The 24,827-nt window shown below is 34.8% G+C and carries 29 protein-coding genes; 11 read left to right on the top strand and 18 right to left on the bottom strand.

What is annotated here, in order from left to right:
* Nucleotides 1–18 precede the first annotated feature (18 nt).
* Nucleotides 19–438 (bottom strand): hypothetical protein, encoded by a 420-nt coding sequence (locus HUW50_RS12935; protein WP_185653984.1) that lies wholly within the window; start codon nucleotides 436–438, stop codon nucleotides 19–21.
* Nucleotides 439–505: 67 nt separating this feature from the next.
* Nucleotides 506–1,150 (bottom strand): phosphatase PAP2 family protein, encoded by a 645-nt coding sequence (locus tag HUW50_RS12930; protein WP_066336831.1) that lies wholly within the window; start codon nucleotides 1,148–1,150, stop codon nucleotides 506–508.
* A gap of 177 nt (nucleotides 1,151–1,327) precedes the next feature.
* Here HUW50_RS12930 and HUW50_RS12925 point away from each other — a divergent pair, with 177 nt between their 5' ends.
* The gene (locus HUW50_RS12925) at nucleotides 1,328–2,533 is read left to right on the top strand and encodes a M20 family metallopeptidase (protein WP_185653983.1); all 1,206 of its coding nucleotides are present in this window, start codon (nucleotides 1,328–1,330) and stop codon (nucleotides 2,531–2,533) included.
* A gap of 122 nt (nucleotides 2,534–2,655) precedes the next feature.
* Here HUW50_RS12925 and HUW50_RS27105 read toward each other — a convergent pair whose 3' ends face one another.
* Genes HUW50_RS27105 through HUW50_RS12905 form a run of 4 tightly spaced genes read right to left on the bottom strand, consistent with a single transcriptional unit; the run spans nucleotide 2,656 to nucleotide 5,767 of the window.
* Nucleotides 2,656–3,057, bottom strand: a complete 402-nt coding sequence (locus HUW50_RS27105; RefSeq protein ID WP_260445686.1) for a hypothetical protein — start codon at nucleotides 3,055–3,057, stop codon at nucleotides 2,656–2,658.
* 36 nt (nucleotides 3,058–3,093) lie between these two features.
* Nucleotides 3,094–3,804, bottom strand: coding sequence for an EcsC family protein (locus tag HUW50_RS12915; RefSeq protein WP_066336838.1), 711 nt, complete (start codon nucleotides 3,802–3,804; stop codon nucleotides 3,094–3,096).
* Nucleotides 3,805–5,034: an ABC transporter permease gene (locus HUW50_RS12910; RefSeq protein ID WP_066336842.1), complete on the bottom strand. Its 1,230-nt coding sequence runs from the start codon at nucleotides 5,032–5,034 to the stop codon at nucleotides 3,805–3,807.
* Nucleotides 5,027–5,767, bottom strand: coding sequence for an ABC transporter ATP-binding protein (locus HUW50_RS12905; RefSeq protein ID WP_066336846.1), 741 nt, complete (start codon nucleotides 5,765–5,767; stop codon nucleotides 5,027–5,029). The genes HUW50_RS12910 and HUW50_RS12905 overlap by 8 nt, the downstream gene beginning before the upstream one ends.
* A 1,227-nt stretch (nucleotides 5,768–6,994) precedes the next feature.
* Between HUW50_RS12905 and HUW50_RS12900 the strand changes: the two genes are divergently transcribed.
* The 3 genes from HUW50_RS12900 (at nucleotide 6,995) to HUW50_RS12890 (ending at nucleotide 9,595) form a co-directional block, all read left to right on the top strand.
* Complete coding sequence (locus tag HUW50_RS12900) at nucleotides 6,995–7,417, top strand: HIT family protein (protein WP_066336849.1); 423 nt, start codon at nucleotides 6,995–6,997, stop codon at nucleotides 7,415–7,417.
* 294 nt (nucleotides 7,418–7,711) lie between these two features.
* Nucleotides 7,712–8,797: a 3-phosphoserine/phosphohydroxythreonine transaminase gene (gene serC / locus HUW50_RS12895; protein WP_396652634.1), complete on the top strand. Its 1,086-nt coding sequence runs from the start codon at nucleotides 7,712–7,714 to the stop codon at nucleotides 8,795–8,797.
* A gap of 273 nt (nucleotides 8,798–9,070) precedes the next feature.
* Nucleotides 9,071–9,595: a tryptophan transporter gene (locus tag HUW50_RS12890; protein ID WP_066336859.1), complete on the top strand. Its 525-nt coding sequence runs from the start codon at nucleotides 9,071–9,073 to the stop codon at nucleotides 9,593–9,595.
* A gap of 87 nt (nucleotides 9,596–9,682) precedes the next feature.
* Here HUW50_RS12890 and HUW50_RS12885 read toward each other — a convergent pair whose 3' ends face one another.
* Nucleotides 9,683–9,874, bottom strand: a complete 192-nt coding sequence (locus HUW50_RS12885) for a membrane protein YhzF (RefSeq protein WP_066336862.1) — start codon at nucleotides 9,872–9,874, stop codon at nucleotides 9,683–9,685.
* A 378-nt stretch (nucleotides 9,875–10,252) separates the two neighbouring features.
* On the opposite strand from HUW50_RS12885, the gene HUW50_RS12880 reads away from it, so the two are divergent.
* Both HUW50_RS12880 and HUW50_RS12875 read left to right on the top strand, forming a co-directional pair.
* Nucleotides 10,253–10,606 (top strand): YtxH domain-containing protein, encoded by a 354-nt coding sequence (locus HUW50_RS12880; RefSeq protein ID WP_066336865.1) that lies wholly within the window; start codon nucleotides 10,253–10,255, stop codon nucleotides 10,604–10,606.
* A 255-nt stretch (nucleotides 10,607–10,861) separates the two neighbouring features.
* Complete coding sequence (locus tag HUW50_RS12875; protein ID WP_066336874.1) at nucleotides 10,862–11,452, top strand: HTH-type transcriptional regulator Hpr; 591 nt, start codon at nucleotides 10,862–10,864, stop codon at nucleotides 11,450–11,452.
* A gap of 10 nt (nucleotides 11,453–11,462) precedes the next feature.
* Here the strand turns inward: HUW50_RS12875 and HUW50_RS12870 are convergent, their stop codons facing one another.
* Nucleotides 11,463–11,792 (bottom strand): DUF1878 family protein, encoded by a 330-nt coding sequence (locus tag HUW50_RS12870; RefSeq protein ID WP_066336880.1) that lies wholly within the window; start codon nucleotides 11,790–11,792, stop codon nucleotides 11,463–11,465.
* Between the two features lie 356 nt (nucleotides 11,793–12,148).
* Here HUW50_RS12870 and HUW50_RS12865 point away from each other — a divergent pair, with 356 nt between their 5' ends.
* Together HUW50_RS12865 and HUW50_RS12860 are read left to right on the top strand one after the other, a co-directional pair.
* Complete coding sequence (locus HUW50_RS12865) at nucleotides 12,149–12,685, top strand: DUF3267 domain-containing protein (protein ID WP_185653982.1); 537 nt, start codon at nucleotides 12,149–12,151, stop codon at nucleotides 12,683–12,685.
* Nucleotides 12,686–12,881: 196 nt separating this feature from the next.
* The gene (locus HUW50_RS12860; protein ID WP_046586239.1) at nucleotides 12,882–13,061 is read left to right on the top strand and encodes a hypothetical protein; all 180 of its coding nucleotides are present in this window, start codon (nucleotides 12,882–12,884) and stop codon (nucleotides 13,059–13,061) included.
* Nucleotides 13,062–13,129: 68 nt separating this feature from the next.
* On the opposite strand, the gene HUW50_RS12855 is transcribed toward HUW50_RS12860, so the two are convergent.
* On the bottom strand, nucleotides 13,130–13,213 hold the full coding sequence (locus HUW50_RS12855; RefSeq protein ID WP_066336888.1) for a YjcZ family sporulation protein: 84 nt from the start codon (nucleotides 13,211–13,213) through the stop codon (nucleotides 13,130–13,132).
* Nucleotides 13,214–13,323: 110 nt separating this feature from the next.
* Complete coding sequence (locus HUW50_RS12850; RefSeq protein ID WP_083964725.1) at nucleotides 13,324–13,407, bottom strand: YjcZ family sporulation protein; 84 nt, start codon at nucleotides 13,405–13,407, stop codon at nucleotides 13,324–13,326.
* A gap of 347 nt (nucleotides 13,408–13,754) precedes the next feature.
* Between HUW50_RS12850 and HUW50_RS12845 the strand changes: the two genes are divergently transcribed.
* The gene (locus HUW50_RS12845; protein ID WP_066336892.1) at nucleotides 13,755–14,642 is read left to right on the top strand and encodes a peptidylprolyl isomerase; all 888 of its coding nucleotides are present in this window, start codon (nucleotides 13,755–13,757) and stop codon (nucleotides 14,640–14,642) included.
* Between the two features lie 93 nt (nucleotides 14,643–14,735).
* Here the strand turns inward: HUW50_RS12845 and HUW50_RS12840 are convergent, their stop codons facing one another.
* The 6 genes from HUW50_RS12840 to HUW50_RS12815 form a co-directional block, all read right to left on the bottom strand.
* Nucleotides 14,736–14,969, bottom strand: coding sequence for a sporulation YhaL family protein (locus tag HUW50_RS12840; protein ID WP_066336895.1), 234 nt, complete (start codon nucleotides 14,967–14,969; stop codon nucleotides 14,736–14,738).
* 116 nt (nucleotides 14,970–15,085) lie between these two features.
* Nucleotides 15,086–16,030: a 3'-5' exoribonuclease YhaM gene (yhaM, locus tag HUW50_RS12835; RefSeq protein WP_066336898.1), complete on the bottom strand. Its 945-nt coding sequence runs from the start codon at nucleotides 16,028–16,030 to the stop codon at nucleotides 15,086–15,088.
* A gap of 154 nt (nucleotides 16,031–16,184) precedes the next feature.
* Entirely contained in the window at nucleotides 16,185–19,169 is a 2,985-nt protein-coding gene (locus tag HUW50_RS12830) for an ATP-binding protein (RefSeq protein WP_185653981.1), read from the bottom strand.
* The gene (locus HUW50_RS12825; RefSeq protein ID WP_185653980.1) at nucleotides 19,166–20,425 is read right to left on the bottom strand and encodes a metallophosphoesterase family protein; all 1,260 of its coding nucleotides are present in this window, start codon (nucleotides 20,423–20,425) and stop codon (nucleotides 19,166–19,168) included. Before HUW50_RS12825 ends, HUW50_RS12830 begins: the two co-directional genes overlap by 4 nt.
* A 252-nt stretch (nucleotides 20,426–20,677) precedes the next feature.
* Nucleotides 20,678–21,931, bottom strand: coding sequence for an ABC transporter permease (locus HUW50_RS12820; protein ID WP_066336929.1), 1,254 nt, complete (start codon nucleotides 21,929–21,931; stop codon nucleotides 20,678–20,680).
* Nucleotides 21,924–22,823 carry an ABC transporter ATP-binding protein gene (locus tag HUW50_RS12815; RefSeq protein WP_066336935.1) on the bottom strand — a complete coding sequence of 300 codons (900 nt, stop codon included), beginning with the start codon at nucleotides 22,821–22,823 and terminating at the stop codon, nucleotides 21,924–21,926. Before HUW50_RS12815 ends, HUW50_RS12820 begins: the two co-directional genes overlap by 8 nt.
* Nucleotides 22,824–22,954: 131 nt before the next feature.
* On the opposite strand from HUW50_RS12815, the gene HUW50_RS12810 reads away from it, so the two are divergent.
* Nucleotides 22,955–23,140 (top strand): YhzD family protein, encoded by a 186-nt coding sequence (locus tag HUW50_RS12810; RefSeq protein WP_066336938.1) that lies wholly within the window; start codon nucleotides 22,955–22,957, stop codon nucleotides 23,138–23,140.
* Nucleotides 23,141–23,305: 165 nt separating this feature from the next.
* On the opposite strand, the gene HUW50_RS12805 is transcribed toward HUW50_RS12810, so the two are convergent.
* On the bottom strand, nucleotides 23,306–23,443 hold the full coding sequence (locus HUW50_RS12805; RefSeq protein ID WP_157094465.1) for a hypothetical protein: 138 nt from the start codon (nucleotides 23,441–23,443) through the stop codon (nucleotides 23,306–23,308).
* Between the two features lie 147 nt (nucleotides 23,444–23,590).
* Here HUW50_RS12805 and HUW50_RS12800 point away from each other — a divergent pair, with 147 nt between their 5' ends.
* Nucleotides 23,591–23,896 (top strand): hypothetical protein, encoded by a 306-nt coding sequence (locus HUW50_RS12800; RefSeq protein WP_066336940.1) that lies wholly within the window; start codon nucleotides 23,591–23,593, stop codon nucleotides 23,894–23,896.
* Between the two features lie 97 nt (nucleotides 23,897–23,993).
* Here HUW50_RS12800 and HUW50_RS12795 read toward each other — a convergent pair whose 3' ends face one another.
* Entirely contained in the window at nucleotides 23,994–24,770 is a 777-nt protein-coding gene (locus tag HUW50_RS12795) for an enoyl-CoA hydratase (protein WP_066336945.1), read from the bottom strand.
* Nucleotides 24,771–24,827 lie beyond the last annotated feature (57 nt).

The following is a 24,827-nucleotide window of genomic DNA, read 5'->3' as shown; positions in this document are numbered from 1 at the left end:
AGGAGTTTTTTTATCGTCCTATTCCATCATATCCTCAATCTTCCCAGAGTCTTTCGTAACCGTATACCAACCATATGTGGCGGTATGTGAAATATCATCATGTGCCACAACCTCATAAACATGAACCACATACCTATTCCCGTCTTCATGATCAATTTCCACATGCAATGTAGTATGTTCTTCCAAACCAAGATGTTCACGAATTAATCTAACAGCGTCCTTTTCATTTACAGGGGGAAGCTTCTTAGCTTTTGACTCCTTTTGATCTTGATCATTTTCATTTGTCAAATCCATTTCAATCTTATCTGTTTGCCCAGATTGTTCTGTTTCTTCTTGGTCGCTAACATTATCTAATGGCTGTCCAGCCATTTCATAAGAACAAGCTACAACAGTCTGTGTCAAAACGATTAGTAAAATAAGACTTAACAGTTTTTTCATGAAGTGATCATCTCCTTGGATCTTCATTTACCAACTTATGAACCTACGTGTTAATATAAAAACGACGTTATAGAGCAACGTCGTTCTTACCTTTTCTTCGTTCTATTTTTGTATGTAAGACCTGATCGATTGAGATCATCCCCATTAATACAAGTCCCCCAGTTATGAAACCACCTATAACGTCAGTAAGAAAATGTTCTCCTTCTAGCAGTCTACTGAAACCAATTATCATCAGTAACAAACTAGTACATATTAGAATTGTTTGTTTCACTTTTATTGTTTGACTTACTCTCACTAAATAGTATGCAATCATGCCAAATAATAGTAGTCCAACCATTACATGTCCACTAGGAAAACTAAAGCCGTCCTCTATATGTTCAGGAAATGTCGGACGTTCTCTTCCAATAAGAGCTTTTAGAAGCTTGTTCCCTACATTCCCAATCAAAACAGATAAAAACAGAATGACTGCTGCTTTAACATTTCTTTGAAAAATGATAAATAATAACATGGATACAAAAAGAACTGTTACAATCCCTACAGTAGAACCTAGCATACCAACCCAATTTATAAAGCTGACTAAAGGTTGATCATGTAAGGTATACAATCCCTTCCCGATAGCTGTGTCAATCACACTGATTGTATTCGCTTTAATAAAAATAATTAGTAGAATTAATGCCAGTGTTAACAAAGACGCAAAATAATATTTTTTCATAATATTCCTCCTACCCTCATTAAATTCTTGTAATTTTCAAACTTTTTAACTACAATCGAGCTAATATAAATTCCTTTTTTATTTTAATACATTTCAATTTCAAGACATATGCTTTTTACACAACTTCTAGATATACAACCATATTATTTACACACTAAATCAATAAGGAGGAAAATTATGCTTGATCATTTATGGTCGTCACTAGATATCCATTTTCCAGAAATGGTAGAGATCCGTCGTTTTTTACATATGCATCCTGAAGTATCCTTCAAGGAAGTGAACACAGCGAGGTATATAGAGGAGTATTATAAGAAACTTGGTGTTGAGGTAAGGTCAAATGTAGGTGGTAACGGTGTGGTGGCAACAATAAAAGGGGATTTACCAGGTCCAACAGTTGCATTAAGAGCAGACTTTGATGCTCTGCCAATTCAAGATGAAAAAGAAGTTGAGTATAAATCAACTGTATCTGGTGTAATGCATGCTTGTGGCCATGATGGTCATACAGCAACACTACTTGTATTAGCCAAAGTTCTGTTCAGCAATCGCCATCTGCTAAATGGTAATATTGTTCTTATTCATCAGCATGCAGAAGAATATGCACCAGGTGGAGCAAATTCAATGATTAAAGCTGGTTGCTTAGATGGAGTAGACGTCATCTTTGGTACCCACCTTTGGGCAAGTGAGCCTGTTGGAAAAATCCAATACCGAGTAGGACCTTTTATGGCCGCGGCTGATCGCTTTGAAATCAATATCTTAGGTCAGGGTGGCCACGGAGCCCAACCTCATAAAACAAAAGATGCAATTCTCATTGGTTCTCAAGTAGTTACCAACTTACAGCAAATTGTTAGTCGCAAGGTTGATCCCATTCATTCAGCAGTCGTAACTGTTGGCTCATTTGTTGCAGAAAATGCCTTTAATATCATTGCAAACTCAGCGACATTAGTTGGAACTGTTCGGACATTTGATGAAGCTGTGCGTTTACAAATTGAACAAGAGATCGAGCATGTCGTGAAAGGTACTTGTTTAATGAATGGTGCCCAATACAATTATCAATTTACTAGAGGATATCCTGCTGTTGTGAACCATCCTGTCGAAACGGCTTTTCTTAAAAACGTTGCCGAGGAAGTACCTGGTGTTTATGAGGTTGAAGAAAGTCCATTACAAATGGGTGGTGAGGATTTCGCTTATTATTTACAGCATGTGAAAGGTACTTTCTTTTTTACTGGTGCAATGCCTGCAAATAAAGATAATGCCTACCCACATCATCACCCAAAGTTTGATATCGATGAAAAAGCACTTCTCATTGCTGCAAAAACTTTATGTAAAGCTACAATTCAGTATCAACTAGATTCAGTGAATAATAAGCCTGTTTCAATATCTTAACTAAATGTTTTAGCACATATCCCAAAATAAAACAGGCGCTTTCTAATTAAAGAGAGCGCCTGTTTTTTGCTACTATTTTATGAGTTTAAGAGATTGTTCGTACCACAGTAATCCCATTTGTTTTAAGATCCCATACTCTTAAGATCATCATCTATTGTTACATCTTCTACTTTGCTATTATCTGAAGTCTCAGTAGCTGTGACTGTAGGTACACCTTGATTTTGATTGCCATTTGACCTTGAAACATATGATTTTAATAATTGAGCTACATCAATTCCTGTCATTTCCTTTAAAGGCTCTTGCATGTCTACCATCGTTCTTGTAATGCTCTTCCCAAAGGATGGGACACCCTGTCCGTTACCTGAATCAATAATCTTAACTGAATCAATATTGTTAAGTGGTTGAGCAATTTTTTCAGCAAATACTCTGGCTAAAATAGAAAAAAAAGGCGCAACACTTATAAATGGTTTACGCCTGTTTATGAAAGAATATATAGTTGACAAATCAATTCCATAATTAAGCAATTTTGCTACGTCATGACAAATTCTCTTTAGTACCATTCAATGATTCGAGAAAATCCTCAATCGATAGCAATTCATCGCGCATTCACCTAACTGCTGAACTAAATGGTAATTAGCAACCCCTCCAACTACCGCTCCGATACCTGGGAGTATTTGCATAAGCTTTATGACATCAATGTAATCCCTATACTCTTGCTGAAAAATACGCCAATCTAAATCCTTTACTTCGTGCTTTTTCGTTTCCCATTGTTCAATTAGGCCAAGAAGTTCTTCTTTATGTGTTTCACTTGAAAAGGCAAGCTGAAAAATGTATAAAAGAAACAATCTTTCCTCATATTCCTTTGTGCTATAACCATATATACTTGCTACCTCGAATAAAAATTTCATTTTAATACTTAGGAATAGTGGAAAATCTGCTAACCCTAATAGAATACCACCAGCACCTGTTGATGCACCTTCTATCGCAGCTGTTTTCTTAAATGTATCGATTGATTTTAGAACTAATTGTTCACGTTCTTCAAATGTTAGGTTTTCAATTTTCTTCGGAAATGTAGTGATATTAGAACCTACAAGTGTGGCCTGAACCATCTTCTTAATACTTTCAGTAATGGTATGATGGACCTTTTCCGGAATAAATTGATTAAACTTAACCTGTGCCTTTTTAGAGGATCTCTCTAAAAATGAAGGCTTTCTCATCAGCTTTTGTTTCCATAATCTAGCCTCTTCAGCCATTTGCGTCTCATAAGTCATTTAGTAGACATCCTTTTCACTCTTATTTAAACGATTTTTCATATAAACAAGAACGAACACACTAACAAACAACACATCCGCACATAAAGTCACCACAAAAATGTAAAGTGTTGATGTAATAAAATTAACAACAGCATATATAATTGTTTGTACAATTAATATCCTGAAAATAATTTTAATAAAACTACGTAATCTATTCTTATCAGCATGTGGATATAGATTTGGTAGTTCCAGTAATTCAAAGTGCTTATACAAACTCATAATTTGAATCCCCGTTAAAAACGTAAACACAACCATAACAATGGAACTCCCGACGAGCTGTTCATTAATAAAAGTTAGAATGAAACTTCCGATAATTGTAAGTCTAATTATTATTCCGAAATAATCGCCTGAACGCAGTAGTGCTCGAAGATATAAATACTCATACACATTTTCTTGATGATAGTTAACTTGCTTCAATATCCAATCAAGATATTTTCGTCGTTTTGCTCTTTTCTTCAATTTCGGAACATCTGTAAACAAATTCGCTATTTTATAAAAGGATTGTTTCTTTTCTTCTTCTTTTTTGATTAACTGATTCCATTTAATTGCTTTCGGCTTCACGAGCTTTGAAAAATAACCATCATATCCAGCCATTAATAGCAATAGGACGAGCACAAATACGTATTGTTGGGAAAGGATAAAAAAGATGACACAAACATTCATTGCAAATCTAACGAGAAGATCACTCCACTTAGCCGCCCAATCTGTAAAATATCCCATTTTCCAGCTTATGCGCAAATTCCAGTACTTAACAATAAGCAACAAAATTAAGCTAATAAGTAGCACACGTCCATTTACATGAGCTACTTTAAAATACAATGGTGAAAACAAAATAATTCCAACAATAATGATAAAGCTTTGAGTAATCAAACTATAGGAAAAAGCTTTCTTAAAATAACTTTTCATTTTATGTTCCATAGGTAGTAAGAAAACCATATCAGCTTCTATTAACAGAGTACGGACATTAGAGGAAATCACAATTAACGAAAATATAATCGTCATGATTAGTATGGCTGGAAAATTTGGAGACAATGTCTCAAGCCATTTTTGATACGTTATTGCCCCACCTGCCGCTAAAAAGATAAAGACAAAAAGAAGGTGGTCATTTAACATATACTTTAAGTATGCCCTTGTTTCATTTATATGGTGATTAACCCTTGTTTTCCAGATTTCATCAATGCTATTCATCTTGATCTTCCTTTGTTAACTGAATATAAAGATCGTCAAGAGTAGCTTCCTTCATTCCAAACTGCTCTCTTAGCTGCAACAATGTTCCCTTAGCGCGGATCTCACCATTATGTAAAATAATAAACGAATCACAATACCTTTCTGCTGTAGCAAGAATATGAGTTGACATTAGGATTGCTGAACCTTGTTTTTTTGCCTTTTCCATCATTTCTAGTAACGAATTTATAGCAAGCGGATCTAATCCTACAAATGGCTCATCAATAATATATAATGAAGGCTCAATTAAAAACGCACACATAATCATAACCTTTTGCTTCATACCTTTTGAAAAATGAGCCGGAAACCACTTTAATCTCTTTTCCATTCTAAATTCCTTAAGAAGCGGTTGAAGTCGTTTTTCAAACGTATCTTTATCTAATCCATATGCCATTGCAGTTAATTCCAAATGCTCACGAAGCGTTAACTCATCATATAAGATTGGTGTTTCAGGAATAAAGCTAAATTGGGAGCGATATGCAGCTGCATCATCAGCAAAGGTGTTATCATTTATTGAGATTTTTCCCTTTTGTGCTTCCATTAATCCAATGATATGTTTGATCGTTGTACTTTTTCCAGCACCATTTAATCCAATTAATCCAACTATTTGTCCTTTATCTACCTCGAACGAGATATCCTTTAAAACCGGATTTCGAGTATATCCACCAGTTAAGTGATCTATTTTTAACAACGTCATTTTTATGTTGTTCTCCTTTTTCTTTTAGCTCTGTTAAACTTGGTTGTTGATTTACGCTTTGGCATTCGCTTTCCGCGGGCGGTCCGGGAGCCTCCTCGGTGCTTTGCACCTGCGGGGTCTCCCTTGGACTCGCACTCTAAGCAGGAGTCTCACGCCTTACGCTCCAATCAACAAAGTTCTAAAATCAACAGTGAGCTTTAACAGAGCCTTTCTTTTTATCTTATCAAAATCAAATACACTTGTCCTAATTGAGATAATTTTTTCGCATAATTAACTCAAGGAGGGACATTATAATTAGTGAGGAAGGGATAGCTTGTCAAACGAAAACCTTAAAAATGAGGTGTTTGTTCCAGACAACAATTTTTCTCAAAAGGGAGTTAACATTCTTAACCATTGAAAGTAAACACTTACGAAATGAGGTGTCTACGGGCCGCAATTCTCTGAATTAGACGCTTGTATTACAACCATTTTGTGAATGAGGTGTTTGTCAAAGACAATTTCTCATATTTGTTAAGCCTATTTCATCACTTAACAAGGGGATGGTCGTTTTGAACAATGGTGATTACCACATCAGATAGCATTTAAATAAATGTTAAATGAGGTGTTTATCAAACACAATTTACTTCTTTAATTGAAGTTATATTGTAACCATTGATTGATAAAGCAACACTTACGAAATGAGGTGTCTACGGGCCGTAATTCTCTGAATTAGAAGCTTGTAATTTACAATCATTTTGTGAATGAGGTGTTTGTCAAAGACAATTTCTCATATTGTTAAGCTTATTTAACCACTTAACAAGGGGATGGTCGTTTTGAACAATGGTGATTTTCACATCAGATAGCATTTAACAAAATGTTAAATGAGGTGTTTATCAAAGATAATACCCAATACTTTGAGTTTTAACTTCCCTTCTTCAGGAACAGGGTGATCATTCGATTCACCCTGTTCTTTTTTGTATTCTCGGAATTTTTAACTTTCCTTACTTAGTTTTGGTGTCTAGCTGCAGCGCCTAGACCCTCGGGGGCATAAGCCACTCAGGAATTGAAGACAAAGAACGTCTTCTATTCCTGAGCGTCTTATGCCTGTCGGGTCTGATCAAGGCGCTTCCGCTTTCCTGTGTAACTATGGTAAAATACGGTTATAATTGAAAAAATAACATACTAGCTATACAAATGATGTTGAAAATTGTTCTTTGGAAAATTTTTTATGAAGGAAGTGTGAAAAACATGGGTGATTGTATTTTTTGTAAAATCATTAACGGAGAAATCCCTAGTGCTAAAGTGTTTGAAAACGAGCACGTCTATGCTTTTCTTGATATTAGTCAAGTAACAAAGGGACATACACTCGTTGTTCCAAAGGTACATACAGAAAATATTTACGAGTTAACACCTGAAATTGCTAGTAAAGTATTTGAGGTAGTACCACAAATTGCGAATTCAATTAAAAATAACTTTCAACCTGAAGGTTTAAATTTACTTAACAATAACGGTGAAAAAGCTGGACAATCTGTTTTCCATTATCATATGCACATTATCCCAAGATACGGAAAAGGTGATGGATTTGGTGCTGTTTGGAAACCTCACACAGATGAATATACTCCTGAACAGCTTAACGAAATTGCCACTTCTATTAAAGACGGGATCTCTTAATTAATGATCAAACCAAAATTGCGAAGCAGTTTTGGTTTTTTGTTTAGGACGATTCTAACTAGACCATGGATTTTTATCGATCGTAAAGAGAATACTTATTTTTGGGTTTAAAAAAGTAGAGAAACAGTCAAATTTCCTATCTCATTTTAATGTGATATGTTTATTTTCTCCCTTTACAAATGTTGTTATCGTTTTCATAATTAACATTCACAAAGATGAAAATATTCAGTCTATATTTCCTTATCTTTTCATGATAGGATATGAGTATTATTTTACGTACAATCAAGGAGGGCAATTAAATTGCGAGCTTATAACTTTAATGCAGGACCAGCAGCTATTCCATTACCTGTGCTAGAACGTGCACAAAAAGAACTAGTGAATTTCCAAAATACTGGAATGTCTGTTATGGAGCTTAGCCACCGTAGCAAAGATTATGAAGAAGTGCACAATCGTGCAAATACTTTATTAAGAGAGCTGCTAGGAATACCTGATACGTATGAAGTATTATTTTTACAAGGTGGAGCAAGTTTACAATTTTCAATGATTCCAATGAATTTTCTTCAAGAAAACAAAACTGCCCACTTCATTATGTCAGGCTCTTGGTCTGAAAAAGCTTTAAAAGAGGCGAAAGTTTTTGGAGAAACACGCATTTTAGCATCAAGTAAGGAAGATAAATATGCTCATATTCCAGGAGATTATTCTTTAGAAGAACTTGAAGATGGAGCATACCTTCACATTACATCTAACAATACAATTTACGGGACGCAATGGAATGAATACCCAACAAGTCCAATTCCATTAATTGCAGATATGTCTAGTGATATTTTATGTAAGGAAATCGATGTTGAGAAATTCTCACTAATTTATGCTGGAGCTCAAAAAAACCTTGGTCCTTCAGGTGTTACTGTTGTGATCGTGAAAAAAGACTTTCTAGAAACGGCGCGTTCGAATGTTCCAACGATCCTAAAGTATTCAACACATGCTGAAAGTAACTCTTTATATAACACACCGCCAACCTTTGCTATCTATATGCTTTCACTAGTATTAGAGTGGGTTAAGGAGCAAGGTGGCGTTAAGAATATACAAAAAATCAATGAAGAAAAAGCTGGCTACATCTATTCTGCAATTGACGAAAGTGAAGGCTTTTATAAAGCCCATGCTACAGAGGACAGTCGTTCTTTAATGAATATTACCTTTACCTTACCTAACGAAGAATTAACGAAGAAATTTCTTCAAGAGGCGAAAGATCGTCAGTTTATCGGTCTTGCTGGCCATCGCTCCGTTGGTGGTTGCAGAGCTTCTACTTATAATGCAGTTCCAAAAGAAGCATGTGCAGCATTAGCTAAATTTATGACTGAATTTAAAAATCAAAATCAGTAAATAATCCTTTTTTAGAGGTTGACTCAAAAGGGTCTGGCCCATCCAAACATAACTTGTATATAGCATCTTTCAAATCACCTTAGAGACTATATATTTTGTTGGATTGGTCTGCTCCTTTGATTTTGAGTCAACCTTTTCGTTTTTTCCATCCAGAAAAGATCTGTACGTTCTTTATTTTTACTGCTATAATATGAAATAACTTCTCTTGCAATAGGAAAATAGTTCACTATTGGAGGGAAAAAAGCTAAGAGATTAGAAGAGGAGAGTTGAGAAATGAATACAAGAGTTTTAGTTACATTATCGTTATTTGCTGCAATTGGGGCTGTGCTCCATATGGTCATGCCGCCTTTCTACAATGGAATGAAGCCGGATATGATGTTGATCATGATGTTTATAGGAATTTTGTTATTCCCAAGTCTGAAAAATGTAACATTACTAAGTATTGTTACAGGGATTTTATCTGCGTTAACCACTACGTTTCCAGGTGGGCAAATTCCTAATATTATTGACAAATTCATTACAGCATTCGTGTTTTACGGATTATTCTTAGTAGTAAAGAAAATTGCACAAAAGGTAGCTACAGCAACTGTATTAGCAGTTATTGGCACAATTGTTTCAGGAACAATATTTTTATCTGCAGCTTTAATGATTGTTGGATTACCAGGCGGTGTCGCCTTCACAACATTGTTTTTAACTGTTGTTCTTCCAGCCACATTATTTAATGGAGCAGCGATGATTGTGATTTTACCAATTGTTCAGGCTATTTTTAAACGCTCTAACCGAATAACAATCGCGTAAAAAACCTATAGCACACAATATTAACCCGACCCCTAAGGATCGGGTTTTTCTATTGTCTATCCAGTCTTAACGCAGAACCGATTAAATCTATTGAAAATAGATTAGCAGAATACCAATCAGCAAAGCTCCCCCTCCTGCTGAAGCAAGAACCGTTACCTTCTGCTTTATTACCTTTTTTGGCGGATAAGATGCTGATTGCTGTAAAAGTCTAAAATAATGAAAAGCTCCAATAAAAAGTAATAAACTTATCACAAAAAATAAAAAGATAACACCTGACATACTCATCCCCCTTTTTAGTGAAATGTGGAAGCTCCTTGGTCAGCCTTTGACAAACAAGACATTATTACAGATAGATACACTTTTCCTTTCAGTGTTTACTGGCTTGTGTCCTTAGGCTGTTACTAGAGTTATACAACCTCTTTTGGATCACTGTGGCAGCAACTAGGGTACAACACTAAAATGACAACCTGTCCCAATGATATCTATCGCTAATTTCCCGAAGAAGAATCCTTCCAAGTCCTATATAAATATTTATGCTCTCAAGCATTTATCTATGTATAATGTTTAATGAAGTCATGTTTGGGTAACTTGTTAAGAAGGATGTTTTAAATTTATGTAGAAAAGTACATATATCTAGTAATGATTGGAGTTGTGAATATGTCAAAAAACAAATCATTATTTTGCGGACTTATAGTTGGTGGAATAATTGGCGGAATAGCAACGTTATTGGCTACCCCATCATCAGGAAAAGAGATGCGAGGTCAACTTACTATCAACCGTAAAATGCTCGAAGACACAATACAACAATTAAAGGCCGAGAGCATCGCATTAAAAAATCAAATTGTGATTACGGCTAAAGAAAGTTCAGGAGTTGTCAAGGAAGTTTCAACCGACTTAAAAAGAACCATAAATCAATTTCAGAAAGAAATTGAACCACATAAAAAAGATTTGCAAAAAGAAATTGAAGAAGTTGAGCTAAAAATTAAACAGCTAGAGAAAACTTTGCAATAAAACTTTTTTCATAGATGAGTGAAATCAGAAACCGGACCCGTTCCCTTCTACAATTTTTGAAATAAATGTTTTTGTTTTTCAGTAAAAAGTGTGTTGGAAAATTCTTTCCACACACTTTTTTTATGCCATGAAGTCTTGGTAAATAAGGAGTTGTGAAAATATTTAAAAATTTCGTAAATTTATATCTTTATTAATCTTTATTTTATTGGCATAATAGAGAATAATACATTCTGGGAAGAGCAGGGGTGACCGGTGATGAAACATAATGAAAAGGAATATACAATGAAAGAAGCCTTATTATTTAGTCAACGCGTTGCGCAGCTAAGTAAAGCATTATGGAAAACGATCGAGAAAGATTGGCAACAATGGATAAAACCGTATGACTTAAATATCAACGAGCACCATATCCTTTGGATTGCTGATCATTTAAATGGGGCTTCCATTTCAGAGATTGCTAAATTCGGAGTAATGCACGTATCTACTGCGTTCAACTTTTCGAAGAAGTTGGAAGAAAGAGGATATTTAGAGTTTTCTAAAAAGGCTAATGATAAGCGAAATACGTATATTAAGCTTACAAAGCAAGGGGAAGACGTACTTTCACAGCTTTTAGAAGATTTTAGTCCAGACAGGAATTCTGTATTTAAAGGGGCTCTCCCACTTCAAAATTTGTATGGGAAGTTTCCTGAAATGATAGAAATGATGTGTATCATCCGTAACATTTATGGCGATGACTTCATGGAAATCTTTGAACGCTCCTTTAATAACATTGAGGATTCATTATATGAGGATAACGGTACTCTTATAAAAAAAGAGAATAAGTCTGAACAATTATTATCCTCAAGTTGATGAATACTTACTACATTAGGGCTATGAAGTCATTCATGAGAGATTTATATAAGCCCTGTTTTGACAATGCTTGAACAGTTTCTACTATTTCAAGCTTTTCATTCAATTGACCCGCAAACTGCGTAAGGAGATCTGTAAAGATCACTAATCCTTGCGCTTTTTGTTCTTCATGAAGGTAAGTCAATTCATCACATATTGCATAAAGTTCTTCTATCTCCTCTCGAGTTAACCCTCTTTCCATGACTAGATGGTAGAAAGGAAATCGATTTGGCTCAATCATTTGCAGCATCAATGTATGATAATATTCTAAAGTAGCCAAACGTTTTTCTAAAGAATCCATGTCGAACCTTCTTTCTCAATACACATTATTGTCCTTTATTGTATAGTATTTCCTTGTTTAAGAAAAGCCAGATCTTATCTCACTTGCAATGAATCCTTGCTAAATAGATGGGCACAAATTCTCCCTCTTCTATGATTCTTAAATGTCTTATTTTCCAATTCTTGAATTATTGTCAAAATGGCCATTAAATTAGCGAAAATAAGAAGATCTTTGACCTTTCGACAAATAAAGACATACTTTCTAAAATTCTTTTTTATTAATGCGCTTCCAACTACTTTTTTCGTATTGATTTTTTTATCACACCGTCGTAAAGTATGGTAGTACTCAGAATTAACAATAGTTTGGACGGTGAGAAGATGAACTGCTGGAAAACCATAAATCTTTCAAAGGACATTGGTATACACAGAATCCTTTTAATATCAATGCTAACAATGATAGTTGTTTTTATTTTAACCTATTTACCTATTAATTTACTATTACCAAACGTTCATCTTGAAGACGAACATTTTTTAATGTTTGTTTTATTATTGGTTACTATGATTCCAATTCATAAATTACTGCATGCCTTTCCTTTACTAATAAGTGGATGTCGCGTTTCATTAAAAGTTAAATTTTATTACCTGTTACCTATTTTCCAAATAAAAGCATGCAATAGTATTAAAAAAAGTAACATGCTATTATCTTTACTTGCACCTTTCATTTTTATCACAACCATTCTATTTTTAGGCAGTCTTTATTTTCCTGCGTATATACACTATTTATGTATCGCTATGGCTTTCCATATTGGCCTTTGCGTACCAGATTTTATTTTTATTAAACATTTATTGTTCGCACCTAAAATGTGTCTTGTTGAAGAATTTGAAGATGGCTATGAAGTACTTGTACAAAAATAACCCTTATAACAATAGCGCAAGCGCCTAGACACCAAAACTAAGTACAAAATTTTATACTTTCCTAACTGTTAAAAAAGTGACGTAAGATCCTTGTCACTTTTTTACATTTGTTTCAATTTACTGAGAGTTTATTGCTATCTTTTTCATAAATAGTTTGGTAATCTAATATGTATAATGAGGGAAGGGGGATCTCCATATGTTAATTTTCTTCATTCTGTTTGCAGTCTTTATCTTGTTTTATATAAACAAGCTTACAAATGCTTTGTGCTTAGTACGTGAGATTCCTGAAGACCGTCAAACAAAGGTTTTTAGAACAATAAATGTTCTTATCACGATTTTGCTAATTTCTTCATACATAGAAATCTTGTTTACTTAGAAAGATTGCTTTTCGGTATTTTTCAAAAATGATAGCTGACAGGAATTCCTGTCAGCTATTTTTTTAGCTTATAACCACGCTGCACCAACGATAATTAACAAGATGAACAATACAACGATCAACGCGAATCCACCTGAATATGTTCCGCCCATTATGACACCCCCTTTACATGTTTACAATATCCTATGCTGTAAAGCCTACATTCGAATAGGCATATGCCACAATAGTGGAGAAATTTATGCACTCGGTCGCTACTTTTTAATTAAAGATAAGAAGCTCCAATGATGATTAACAAAATGAACAATACGACAAGTAATGCAAAGTCGTTTGAAAAACCTTGACCCATAATAAATTACCTCCTTTATCTTTTCCAAATATCCTATGGTCATTTGTTCTCTAATGATTGGACGTTCGCCCAATCTGATGCATTTCTTATAATAAGTGTTGTATTCTTTAATCATCCATCGTTATTATGCGAGACAAATTAAGCTTATAACGCTTTAAATAGCGAACCATCTTGAAAAAACTTTTTGAATTTGTCACATTATGGTATAGTATTTCATGTACTATCCGGATATTTCACTCCAGATAGTATTAGAAAACTGAGTCTTTCGCCATTAGGACTAGGCTTTAAGCCAAGTTTAATCTAATGAGTAAATTTCTAAATATCATAACTAGGAGTTGTATTAGAAGATGAAAAAGGTAGCAATTGCACTAGCAGCAGCAACAACCCTATTCGCATTAAGCGCTTGCAACAATGCAGATTCTGAAGTTGTTGTAGAAACAAAGGCAGGAAATATTACAAAAGATGAATTTTACCAAGCAATGAAGGATCGTTTTGGTGAAGACACGTTAACAGAGCTAGTTCATGAAAAAGTACTAAGTGAAAAATATGAAGTTTCTGATAAGGAAATTCAAACAGAGTTTGATAAATATAAAACACAATTGGGCGCCCAATTTACAAGCATGGTTGAAATGCAAGGTGAAGATGTCGTTAAACAAATTCTAAAAGTAGATCTATTAAGAAAAAAGGCAGCTGAAGAAGAAGTAAAAGTTACAGATGAGGATTTAAAAGCATACTATGACACGCTAGAGGGAAAAGTCAAAGCGAGCCATATATTAGTTGCTGACGAAGCTACAGCAAAAGAAGTTAAGGATAAGCTTGCAGCTGGGGAAAAATTTGAAGATCTAGCTAAAGAACTCTCAACAGATACAGGATCTGCCCAAAATGGCGGTGAATTAGGCTGGTTCGGTAAAGGTCAAATGGTGAAAGAATTTGAAGAGGCTGCCTTTAAGTTAAAAGAAGGCGAAGTAAGTGCACCAGTTAAGACTGATTATGGCTATCATATTATAAAAGTAACCGAAACAGTTAAACCGTTTGATGAAATGAAGGAATCATTAAAAGATGAAGTTCTTAACCAAAAATTGCAGCTACCAGAGACAATCCAAACTGTTCTAGATAAAGAAATGGATGATGCAAACATTGAAGTTAAAGATGAGGATTTAAAAGATCTGTTTAAAGAACCTGAAGCTGAAAAGGAAACTGACACTGAGACAGAAGCTGACACTGAAGAAAAGTAAATTCCAGTGTGTTTCTACAATACAAGCACTTGCTGAAATAGAAAGAAGAGGCTGATGAATCAGCCTCTTCTTTTCTGTTTATATAAATAGATTTTAGCTTGCTGAAATCTTTTCTGTTTCTGGTTGATCATTTTGAACTTTTTGTTGTTCTAACATTTCTTGCTTCTTTTGACGTTCCTGTTCAATTCGTTCAATAAATACTTGGCCTTCCTTCTCGATAAACTCATGATCAACGAGTTTATCCTCACGTGCTGTTTTGAAGGCCATGTATCCACTAACAAGTATTCCGATAATACACACATATATCCACCATGGTAATAAAAGCATCTATTCTCCCCCTTTTAAAACTTGTACACAATGAATGAAACAAGCCCTTTTACAGATACTTATGAAGGAAAAGCAAATAATATTCCATATGAGATAAATGTCAGTTATTTCGGATCTCACTCATGAAAAGTTGGCTTATAAAATGCTCGGTTGTCTAAAGCGAATACTCTCTCTGTATATTCACCAGGCTTAACCCGCTCAAGTGCTCGGTCAAGCATGTTCATCTTAGCATCAAGGTTATCAATGTAGTGGAGGATTTCTGCCTCTTTTATCATTGGCGGTTTTGGACTTCCCCATTCAGCTTTACCATGATGACTTAGAACTAAATGCTGTAGAACTACCACTTCTTCTCCTTCAATTTGTAAATGCTCCGCTGCTTTCGCAATTTCATTCACCATAATTGATATATGTCCTATCAGGTTGCCTTCAACTGTGTAGGTCGTACTAATTGGGCCTGACAACTCAATTACTTTTCCTAAATCATGTAGAATGACACCTGAATATAGGAGATCGGTATCAAGACTTGGATATAATGTTGCGATTGATTTAGCTAAATCAAGCATTGATACAACATGATATGCTAATCCAGATACAAATTCATGATGATTCTTTGTTGCTGCTGGATATTCAATAAAAGCAGCCCCATGTTTTTTCAACAAATATCTTGTTAGTCGTTGAATATTTGGATTTTTCATATCGAATATATATTGTGTGATTTTATCATTCATGACATCCTTCGCAATTGGAGCCGTTTCTAGAAAGTCTGCAATGTCTACAGATTCCTCCTCATGCTTTGGACGAATGTTACGAATTTTTAATTGATTGCGTCCACGATAGTGGTGAATATCACCAAAGATTTTAACGATACTTTGTGGCGAATAGGTAGCTTCATCATCTTGGGAAGCGTCCCAGAGCTTTGCTTCAATTTCACCTGATGTATCTTGTAAGATTAATGTTAAAAATGCCTTCCCATTGCTTGCAATCCCCTTTGTAGAAGATTTGATAAGCAGATGTACATCTACTTGTTCACCTACATCATAATGGAGTATACCTTTTGCCATAAACAAAGCTCCTCTCAGTTTTTTAAGCTACTATTTAAGTTAATTAATGTCTTCATGAACGATATAAGGGTCTTATTCGTTTTGTATGGATAGTATAGCATAGTTATTCGGCCTACGGTTTTATAACAAATTAAAGGTTAAAAAATCTTTATCTCTATCCTACATATAGTTCTGATAAGTTGACCATATTGTTAGAATGGTAGGTTTTTGAGATATGCTGATGGCATGTAAAATAAATGACTTGGTTATCCTGCTTTAGCTCTTGTAAAAGCTGCATAATATTTGCGGTTCGATGATGGTCGAAATGAACAAAACTATCATCAATCATAATTGGTAAGTGAAATTGTTCATTTATTGTTTTTACAAGCGCTAACCGAATGGATAAGTACAATTGCTCAGCTGTTGCTTGGCTTAACTCTTCAGCAAAAAACCTCATTCCATCAGATCGCTCAACAATAAATGATTGCTTATTATTTGGCAAAAACACATGTTTGTATTTATTAGATGTTAATTTTTTAAAGTACTTTTCTATATAAGCTAACAAAGCAGGTAATCTGACTTCACGATGTCGTTCAACCGTTTGATTTAATAGATCCTTTGCAAGCGCTCGTACTACCCATTGCTCCGCATATTCTCTAACTACAGCCTTTTCATTTTCAGTTGCATGTCTAAGCTTTGAATATGTTCCACTTTGCTCGATCTCATTTATTTTGTGTAACACACTAGAATATTCTTGTTGTGTTTTCTTTCCATCCTGTTCACTAAATTCAATTACTTTCTCCAGCTCGAATAGTTTTTCATCAATATCCTCATATTCATCAACTGGTATCGTTTCAAGATTTACATTCATTTCTGTAGTTAGCTGCTTCTCTACCCACATCTTCTGTTTAGTTAATTCTTCTCTTTTGAGATGATTTTTTGCCATTTTACGAAATTCATCTTCATTTTCGACACCAACTCTAATTAATAATTCTTCTTTTTCATCTTTCAAAAAGTTCATTTTATTCGTTAAAGTGTCTATCGCTTCTTCTGTTTCACTTTTTCTATCCATAATTTTCAAGAGCTGATCATTTTTTTCCACCTCTAAGCTAGATAGCTTGAATAACTCATAAACTGCCTCCTCTATTGAATCCTTTTCCAACCCACAAGCTTGCAATGTCTCATTTACTGTATTTTCATACTGAACTATTTCTTGATTAATAATTAGTAACTCCGCAAGATTTTGCTGTCTTTTCAACATGATCTGTTGGATATGTTGCAAAAGATCAAATGCTTCTAATAAAGCGTCAGGTGTCGTACTTTTCTCTAACTGAAGCAGTTTTGCTAATCGTGAGGAACTTTCTGTACTTTTAAAATAATCATCTTCCCATTCCTCATACAGCTTTAAAACTCTATCATACGTTCTTTCATGCTGTTTATGTAAAAGCTGCTCGTGATGTAATGCTTGAATTATTTTATTGTCTTTATCAAGTATCTTCATCAGTTCGGACAATGATTGATAATCTTCTCCACTTTCCTTTAATGATATGATTTCCTGCTCAAGAATTTTCTGCCGACTTGTTAAATGATCAATAAGCGGGTCTTCTTTTGTAATTACCCGTTTTAGTTGTAGTAAAGCTACAATCAATCCAATTATCAGAATTCCAGAAATGAGCCAATCTTGTTCACTAATGAACCAACAAGAACCTATCAATAATAAAAGAGCTAATCCTCCGACTAGGAGTACACGTTGTTTTTTCTCTTTCTTATGCTCTCGTCTTCTACCTTGAATTTGTGATAAGATTTGCTGATGTTCTGCCTTTATATGTGCTGGATTTAATGCTTCTTTTCTAGATACTTCATTTTCCAATGCCTTTCTTTCTTCAGCAGATAATACATTCTTTTGTAGATCACTTATTTTCCATTCCGTTTCTTCTAAAGATTTCTTTGCTTGCTCAAATTGCTCGTCTACCATTTTTTTTCGTTGGTTTAAATGCTGGTCGTCTGCTAAGGCCTTTTTTATTGACTCCTTAATTGGAACTGTCGCATGAATCTTACTTACTTCTTCATCATTTAATTGCGGATATAACCTTTGTTTATATAGATTGATTTCATGTTTAAGCTGTTCAATTCTTTGTTCCTTTAAATGTTCGTTATGCTTTTTTTCTTTATAAAGTGGTAGCTGCTCTCGTATTGAATGTATAGTCGGAAGCAAAGTTAATACTTTATGATTAACTGTAAGTTCTTCTGCTTCTACTTCGTACTGCTGGTTTTTACTTCGTAATGAATGTAGCTGTGCCTCCATCGGCTGGAGAGTTAAAACAAATTGATCAAGTTGTTGTAAGCCATCTTCTGGGAAGCCTGTTGTATCGGGAAGCAGACTCAATTGATCAACACACCAATTTCTTTCCCTGATAAGTGGAAGAATCGCTTTTACCTTTTCAAGTTTCTTTTGCTTTGTAATCTGTTGCTTTTTATTTAAATCTAATGATAAGAGTCGCTCTTTTAAAGAGTCTTTTTCAGTTAAAAGCTGTTGATACTCATTGTTTTTTCCTTTAGCCTCAAGTAATTGTCGATTGCTCTCTTTTAACTTTGATAGTGCCTCATTCAATACCGGCCTTTTTCCACTAGGTTTAAAAAGCATGTCTTGCTGCTTTATAAGTGTATGTTCAATTGTAAATAGCGCTTCCGCTCCATAGATGCTTGAAAGAAAAAGAAACTTTCCAATTTGATCTGAGTTCATCTTATGAATCTGTTGAAGTCCATGAATATCAAAAGAGAAAATTGACTTATATGTTTCCAGGTCAATCCCGCCTAGGATTGTTTGTAAATACTCCTCTTTTTGAACAGTTCCTCCCTCTAATTCAACAATTACCTCTCCCCCAGCCTTTCCTGGACGTCTTTCTATTTTTAATTGTTGATTTTCCTCTGTTCGTATCATAAGATAACCACCATATGCGGATCCTCTTTTTGGCTCATAACGATTTCCAGTTTGTTGTTTAGTTGGAAAACCAAATAAGATGCTGTGAATAAAGGACATAATGGTCGATTTACCAGCTTCGTTTTCTCCATAGATAATCTGCAGTTTTGAATCAGTAAATTCAATGGTTTGATTTTCAAATTTTCCATACCCGTATATCATAAGCTTTTCAATCTTCAAATCTTTTTCACCCCACTTTGTTGCTGCAAAAGTTCACTATGTAAAAGTTGCTCTGCTTCCTTTAGAAGCTGTTGTTGTTCTTCTAACGTAAACTCTGAAATATATTTTTTATAAACAGGGTGCTGTTCAAGCGGTCGTATGACCTCAGAAAATGACTGATAATTTTCTACTGTTGTATGTAAGTCGGTTAAAAATGATACAAGGTTAGGATTATTTTGACTAGGTTCATATGTTTTATTTAGTATTTTAACTACCCAAACAAACTGATCATTTTCACTTTCAACATCATTAAGAGCCTCTAATAAATCTTGGATCGTTTGTGGAGTTTGTAGGAAACTTGATATGTCCCCAGTACCAGTAAAGGCAAATGTTAAACAAGTAGAGCAACCTGTTTGACGAAATTGTTCAATACTATGCTCACACTTCTTAATTAACTCTGAAACACTAGTGAGTCCTTCAATGGAAAGCTCGACTTCTTCCCAAATGACTTCTTCAGTCGAGATAAACGTAGTAGAAGCAGTATCATCTTGCATTTCAACTAGATAACACCCTTTTTTACCTGTTTCTTTACGGTGTCGTCCTTGAATATTTCCTGGATAAGCAATGATTGGATTTTTTTCATGCAGTATTTGACGCTTATGAATATGCCCTAACGCCCAGTAGTCAAACTCTTTATTGATAAGCTCATTTACTTTAAATGGACAATACACATCATGGTCCTTATTTCCCTCTATTGAACCGTGGAGCATTCCTATATGATAAACACTGGAATTCCCCGAATTCCCCTGCTTTTTATACTGTTGTGTCATATTTTCTTGTACGGACCGAGAAGGATAACTATAGCCATAAATATGGGCAACAGGTATCTCGTTTTTAAGATATGTTTTCATTTCTACTACCTTGCTAGAGAAAACATGAACATTGTCTGGCCACTGTAAATCAATCCATTTCCCACCAGTATGATCGTGATTACCATGTATTACGAACACTTCGATACCTACTTCAGCCAATCGATCAAATTCTTTTTTCAACTTCAATTGTGCTTTTAGACTCCTTTCTTCACCATCATATAAATCTCCAGAGAGCAACACAAAGTCAACCTTCTCATTGATCGCACTTGTTATTACTTTAGAAAATGCTAGAAAGGTGCTTTCTCGGATTTTCTCAAATAATTGAGGAGGTAAATACTTTAAACCAACAAACGGACTATCCAAATGTAGGTCGGCTGCATGGATAAATGTAATTGAATTTTTCATAATGATCACCCTTTGTTTAAGTCCCTAACTAGTTACTTACATTTATTTTACCACCGTCAGCATACGAATGCACGTTCCCAATATTATTAAAATAGAAGTAGAACAATAAAAAAAATGGAACTAACATATTTTTAATGTTAAGCCCCATTTTCAATTAAGATATAACCTGACCTATTAGCTTGCACTATATTATTTCCTTATCTTGCAAAACATATTGCTGCTTCACCTTGCAAATAGGTTTATAAAGATAAACTACTTATCCTTCGACATCGTCAAAGCCCTTTTTATATCCTTAATAGATGAAGATTTTCCATATATCAGCACTCCACCCTTATAAACACGAGCACCAAAGATAGCTAGCAGGGCAATTGAAACTAGCAATAAAGCAATTGATAGACCAATTTCCCAAGGTGGAATATTCAACATTCCAACTCGTAAAAACATAATCATTGGCGTAAAAAATGGAATATATGAGCTAATTGTAATAAACGGTGTTTCTGGATTTGTCAATCCAAACATCGCAATCATAAATGCTCCAACAATCAAGAAGATCATTGGTGAGATTAATTGCTGAACATCTTCTATTCTACTTACTAGTGATCCAAGGAACGCAGCTAGGGTCGCAAATAAAAAATAGCCTAGAAGGAAGTAAATGATTGCATAAATGAACGTAGATGTCGGAATGTCACTAAATCCTAAAACCCCACCTGTCATTGCATTCAAATTATCAATTTGCGATTTAATGGATGCATAGCCTACACCAAGGATTACAAACATTTGAGTCAAGCTAAGTAGTCCAATCCCGATTAATTTGGCAAACATTTGTTGCACTGGAGATACACTAGAAATTAAAATTTCCATGACGCGTGAAGACTTTTCCGTTGCTACCTCTGTTGCAATCATACTTGCATAAAAAATAACAGAAAAATAAATGACAAACAATAAAACATATACTAGCCCTCTTGCTTGGTTTAACTCTTCTTCTGTTTTCGCATTATCTTCTAAGGCCACTTTACTGAGTTCAACAGGTGTAAACAATTGGTTTAACTCATCTGAATCTAACCCTAGTTTCTCTCTTCCAAATTCGAGCTTTGTCTGTTGGAGTACTTGTTCGATTTGTGTAAAAACCTCACTATCTGTCATAGATAATGTCTTCACTGTTGCTGTTGGAAGCTGATTTTCATCAAGCTTTAGGATGATCAAGCCGTCCAACTCTTCTTCCAACACTTGTTTATCAAGTTCTGATTCTGAAAGAGTTGATTTTTCAAGTTCAATTTGGATTTGGCTTTCAACAAGATTTTTTTCAAAGGTTGTATAGAATTTATTCGTTTCATCGAGGACAGCAAACGTTTTTGCTTCATCTTTTTTGTCAAAAGCTTCGATAATTGTAGAAATATTTGATAGTCCGAAGATAAGCAATACTGTTATTAACGTAGTAATAAGAAATGACTTCGTTTTTATTTTACTTAAGTATGTGTGTGCTACCATAATCCAAAACTTATTCATAGGAAGCACCTACCTTCTCAATAAAAATATCATTTAATGACGGTTCTTCTAGTGCAAATTTACGAACAAACCCCTTATTTTGTAGCTCCTGAAAAATAACCTGGGCTACATCTTCATTATTAATTTGAAGCTCGGCACCTTCAGAAATTTTCTTATATTTTGTCACACCAGGTACTTCTTCTAAAAAACTCATATCGAAGTCACCTTGGACAAAGACATTCTTCTTTCCAAAGGATCGTTTAATCTCTCGGAGTGAACCATGTACAATTGGCTTACCTTTGTGCATAATACACAAATGCTGACAGAGTTCCTCAACATGTTCCATTCGATGACTAGCAAACACGATTGATGTGCCGGCATCCTTTAATTCAACAACAGCTTTTTTTAATAGCTCTACATTAACTGGATCCAATCCACTAAAGGGTTCATCCAGTATTAAAAGCTTAGGCTTATGAATAACAGCTGCGATAAATTGAATTTTTTGTTGATTCCCTTTTGAAAGCTCCTCAACTTTTTTATTTGCATATTCAGGTACCTTAAATCGCTCAAGCCAATGATTCATTTCTACCAGCACTTCATGTTTTGACATTCCCTTTAATCTACCTAAATAGATAAGCTGCTCCTTTACTTTAAGCTTTGGATAAAGTCCTCGCTCCTCAGGGAGGTAACCAATTTGATCACTTGTCTCATATGAAATTTTTTTATCATTCCATGTAATTACCCCATCTGACGGATTTAACAATCCTAAAATCATTCGAAATGTCGTCGTTTTACCCGCACCATTCGCACCAAGAAATCCAAAAATTTCCCGTTCAGGAATAACGATTGACAACTGATCAACAGCTGTATGTACACCAAAGCGCTTTGTAACACCTTCAATTTTCAAACTCATACTCATCCTCCTTACCTTCTTGTATTACGGATATACTAAGAAAAGGTTTCATTATCATGCAGGAAAATAAATGTGGAGTAAGAATTATAATCATATAATGATAGTATTTAACTACAGGAAGGAATGGGAGAATGGGTTTGTACTATTTAACGGTTTTCGAAAAAAATGGAGAAAAACTTTTAGATGAAAGCTTTGAAGCTCAAACAGAGCAGGAAGCAAAGGAAATAGGGCAACGTAAATTGGAAGAAAATAATTGGATAGACAAAACACATCGGTGTACTTCTGCTGCAGGGAAGCTTGTTTTATTTGGACGTTAAAAGGAAATGGCTAATAAACACTTAAGAATAGAAGGTATCCATTGTCTTCAATCCTTAGGTAGAAGTAGATCCAAAAAGGCAAAGGCATCCGTTTTTTGAAGACATAGACATAACTTCTTCATCCAGTGTAAAAGATAGAGAGTGTATTGACACTCTCTCACTCAATTATGAGCCATTTTTTAGATTTTTTAAAACCAGAGGCATTTTCTTTTCCTCTTTTTTTTCCCTGTTTTGACCTTTATTTTGATTAGGGGCATTTGATCTAAACCTTGCTTGATCCATTCCATCAATAATATTTGTCACTACATACACCTCCTCCTCGACGTTAGTATCCCTTTATTTAAATGATAAAAGTACAGAACATGAAAATAAAACTCATCCGCTTTTATGTTTAAAATGATAGGGAAATACCAAAATAAGAATGATGGATGTAGAAAAGGAGGTTTTACAATGGAAAATACAGAAATCATCGAGAAAATAAATAATGTTAGAACCAAAGAATCTACTCACGAAATCTTTTTTAAAGTAAGACCACCTGAGGAATTTGGTGACGCAGTGAAACTTTTATTAAACAATGACGGAAACACTTTCAGAGCAGTTGTTTTTGATCCAGATACGCTTACTGAATTTTACGAAAAGACTTTAACAGACCAAAAAAGCGCCTATTCATTTATCTCACAAACTCTAGAAGGAAAAAAGACTCAAGCTGAAAAAGAACATGAGTCAGGACAAATAGAGTATATAAATTTAAACTAGGCCTTCAGGAAATATTAACGAAAAATTTTGGTGCGGTGCGATGCCTAGATAAGGGCATCGCTTACTTTAAAGGCTTCAGCCCTTTTCACTTTGTATATTATTCACCTGTAAACTGTGCAGCCCGCTTCTCTAAGAACGCTGCTACCCCTTCACGATGATCATCCGTTCTGCGCATCTCAAGCTGATTCATCGTTTCTAGATTGAGCGTATCCAATAATCGAGGTAATTCTTGCTTACTAAAAATAAGTTTTGAAGCAATCATAGCCTTTAATGGTCGCGCTTCCATTTTCCGCTTCACAAACTCAAGCTGTTCCTCAGTATCCCCTTCATACACCCTATCAACAATACCAACTTGAAATGCTTCATTAGCAGCTATTGATTTTCCTTCCCAAATAACTTGTTTTGCTCGATGCTCACCAAGTCTTTTCTTTAAGAAGAAATGCCCCCCTCCATCTGGAACAAGCCCAATATTAATAAAATTCATAGCTACCTTTGATTGTTTTTCTGCCATTACATAGTCACAAGCTAATGCCAAGCTTAGTCCCAATCCAGCGGCTGCTCCATTTATTAAGCTAACAGTTACAGCAGGCATTGTGTAAAGTGTCACAATCAGGTTTTTAATATTTTCCATCACAGGTTGAAATCCTGTGTCATCTTTATTGGATAACATCGTTTTTAGGTCTCCCCCAGCTGAAAATGCTCGACCTCTGCCAGTGATAAACAAAAGCTTCACTTCAGATGCTGATACCTCTTTCAATACGTTTGTTAACTCCTGAATCATTTGTACGTCCATTGCATTTAATGACTCCACTCTGTTCAAATATAATGTAGCTGTTTTCCCCTCTGTTATGAGTTCAACTGTTTGATATTTCATCCCAATCACCCCTTAATTTTATATCAAAATACCAATTTCGGAGAAACTATAGCAAAA

Source organism: Metabacillus sp. KUDC1714 (genome assembly GCF_014217835.1).
In the GTDB taxonomy this organism is placed as follows: domain Bacteria; phylum Bacillota; class Bacilli; order Bacillales; family Bacillaceae; genus Metabacillus; species Metabacillus rhizosphaerae.
Note: the sequence above shows the minus strand (reverse complement) of the source record. Positions and strands in the feature narration are given on the sequence as shown.

Coding starts and splice junctions, on each gene's coding strand:
- HUW50_RS12935 (WP_185653984.1), bottom strand. CDS start 438: ATGAAAAAACTGTTAAGTCTTATTTTACTAATCGTTTTGACACAGACT.
- HUW50_RS12930 (WP_066336831.1), bottom strand. CDS start 1,150: ATGAAAAAATATTATTTTGCGTCTTTGTTAACACTGGCATTAATTCTA.
- HUW50_RS12925 (WP_185653983.1), top strand. CDS start 1,328: ATGCTTGATCATTTATGGTCGTCACTAGATATCCATTTTCCAGAAATG.
- HUW50_RS12915 (WP_066336838.1), bottom strand. CDS start 3,804: ATGACTTATGAGACGCAAATGGCTGAAGAGGCTAGATTATGGAAACAA.
- HUW50_RS12910 (WP_066336842.1), bottom strand. CDS start 5,034: ATGAATAGCATTGATGAAATCTGGAAAACAAGGGTTAATCACCATATA.
- HUW50_RS12905 (WP_066336846.1), bottom strand. CDS start 5,767: ATGACGTTGTTAAAAATAGATCACTTAACTGGTGGATATACTCGAAAT.
- HUW50_RS12900 (WP_066336849.1), top strand. CDS start 6,995: ATGGGTGATTGTATTTTTTGTAAAATCATTAACGGAGAAATCCCTAGT.
- HUW50_RS12890 (WP_066336859.1), top strand. CDS start 9,071: ATGAATACAAGAGTTTTAGTTACATTATCGTTATTTGCTGCAATTGGG.
- HUW50_RS12885 (WP_066336862.1), bottom strand. CDS start 9,874: ATGTCAGGTGTTATCTTTTTATTTTTTGTGATAAGTTTATTACTTTTT.
- HUW50_RS12880 (WP_066336865.1), top strand. CDS start 10,253: ATGTCAAAAAACAAATCATTATTTTGCGGACTTATAGTTGGTGGAATA.
- HUW50_RS12875 (WP_066336874.1), top strand. CDS start 10,862: ATGAAACATAATGAAAAGGAATATACAATGAAAGAAGCCTTATTATTT.
- HUW50_RS12870 (WP_066336880.1), bottom strand. CDS start 11,792: ATGGATTCTTTAGAAAAACGTTTGGCTACTTTAGAATATTATCATACA.
- HUW50_RS12865 (WP_185653982.1), top strand. CDS start 12,149: ATGAACTGCTGGAAAACCATAAATCTTTCAAAGGACATTGGTATACAC.
- HUW50_RS12860 (WP_046586239.1), top strand. CDS start 12,882: ATGTTAATTTTCTTCATTCTGTTTGCAGTCTTTATCTTGTTTTATATA.
- HUW50_RS12855 (WP_066336888.1), bottom strand. CDS start 13,213: ATGGGCGGAACATATTCAGGTGGATTCGCGTTGATCGTTGTATTGTTC.
- HUW50_RS12850 (WP_083964725.1), bottom strand. CDS start 13,407: ATGGGTCAAGGTTTTTCAAACGACTTTGCATTACTTGTCGTATTGTTC.
- HUW50_RS12845 (WP_066336892.1), top strand. CDS start 13,755: ATGAAAAAGGTAGCAATTGCACTAGCAGCAGCAACAACCCTATTCGCA.
- HUW50_RS12840 (WP_066336895.1), bottom strand. CDS start 14,969: ATGCTTTTATTACCATGGTGGATATATGTGTGTATTATCGGAATACTT.
- yhaM (WP_066336898.1), bottom strand. CDS start 16,030: ATGGCAAAAGGTATACTCCATTATGATGTAGGTGAACAAGTAGATGTA.
- HUW50_RS12825 (WP_185653980.1), bottom strand. CDS start 20,425: ATGAAAAATTCAATTACATTTATCCATGCAGCCGACCTACATTTGGAT.
- HUW50_RS12820 (WP_066336929.1), bottom strand. CDS start 21,931: ATGAATAAGTTTTGGATTATGGTAGCACACACATACTTAAGTAAAATA.
- HUW50_RS12815 (WP_066336935.1), bottom strand. CDS start 22,823: ATGAGTTTGAAAATTGAAGGTGTTACAAAGCGCTTTGGTGTACATACA.
- HUW50_RS12810 (WP_066336938.1), top strand. CDS start 22,955: ATGGGTTTGTACTATTTAACGGTTTTCGAAAAAAATGGAGAAAAACTT.
- HUW50_RS12800 (WP_066336940.1), top strand. CDS start 23,591: ATGGAAAATACAGAAATCATCGAGAAAATAAATAATGTTAGAACCAAA.
- HUW50_RS12795 (WP_066336945.1), bottom strand. CDS start 24,770: ATGAAATATCAAACAGTTGAACTCATAACAGAGGGGAAAACAGCTACA.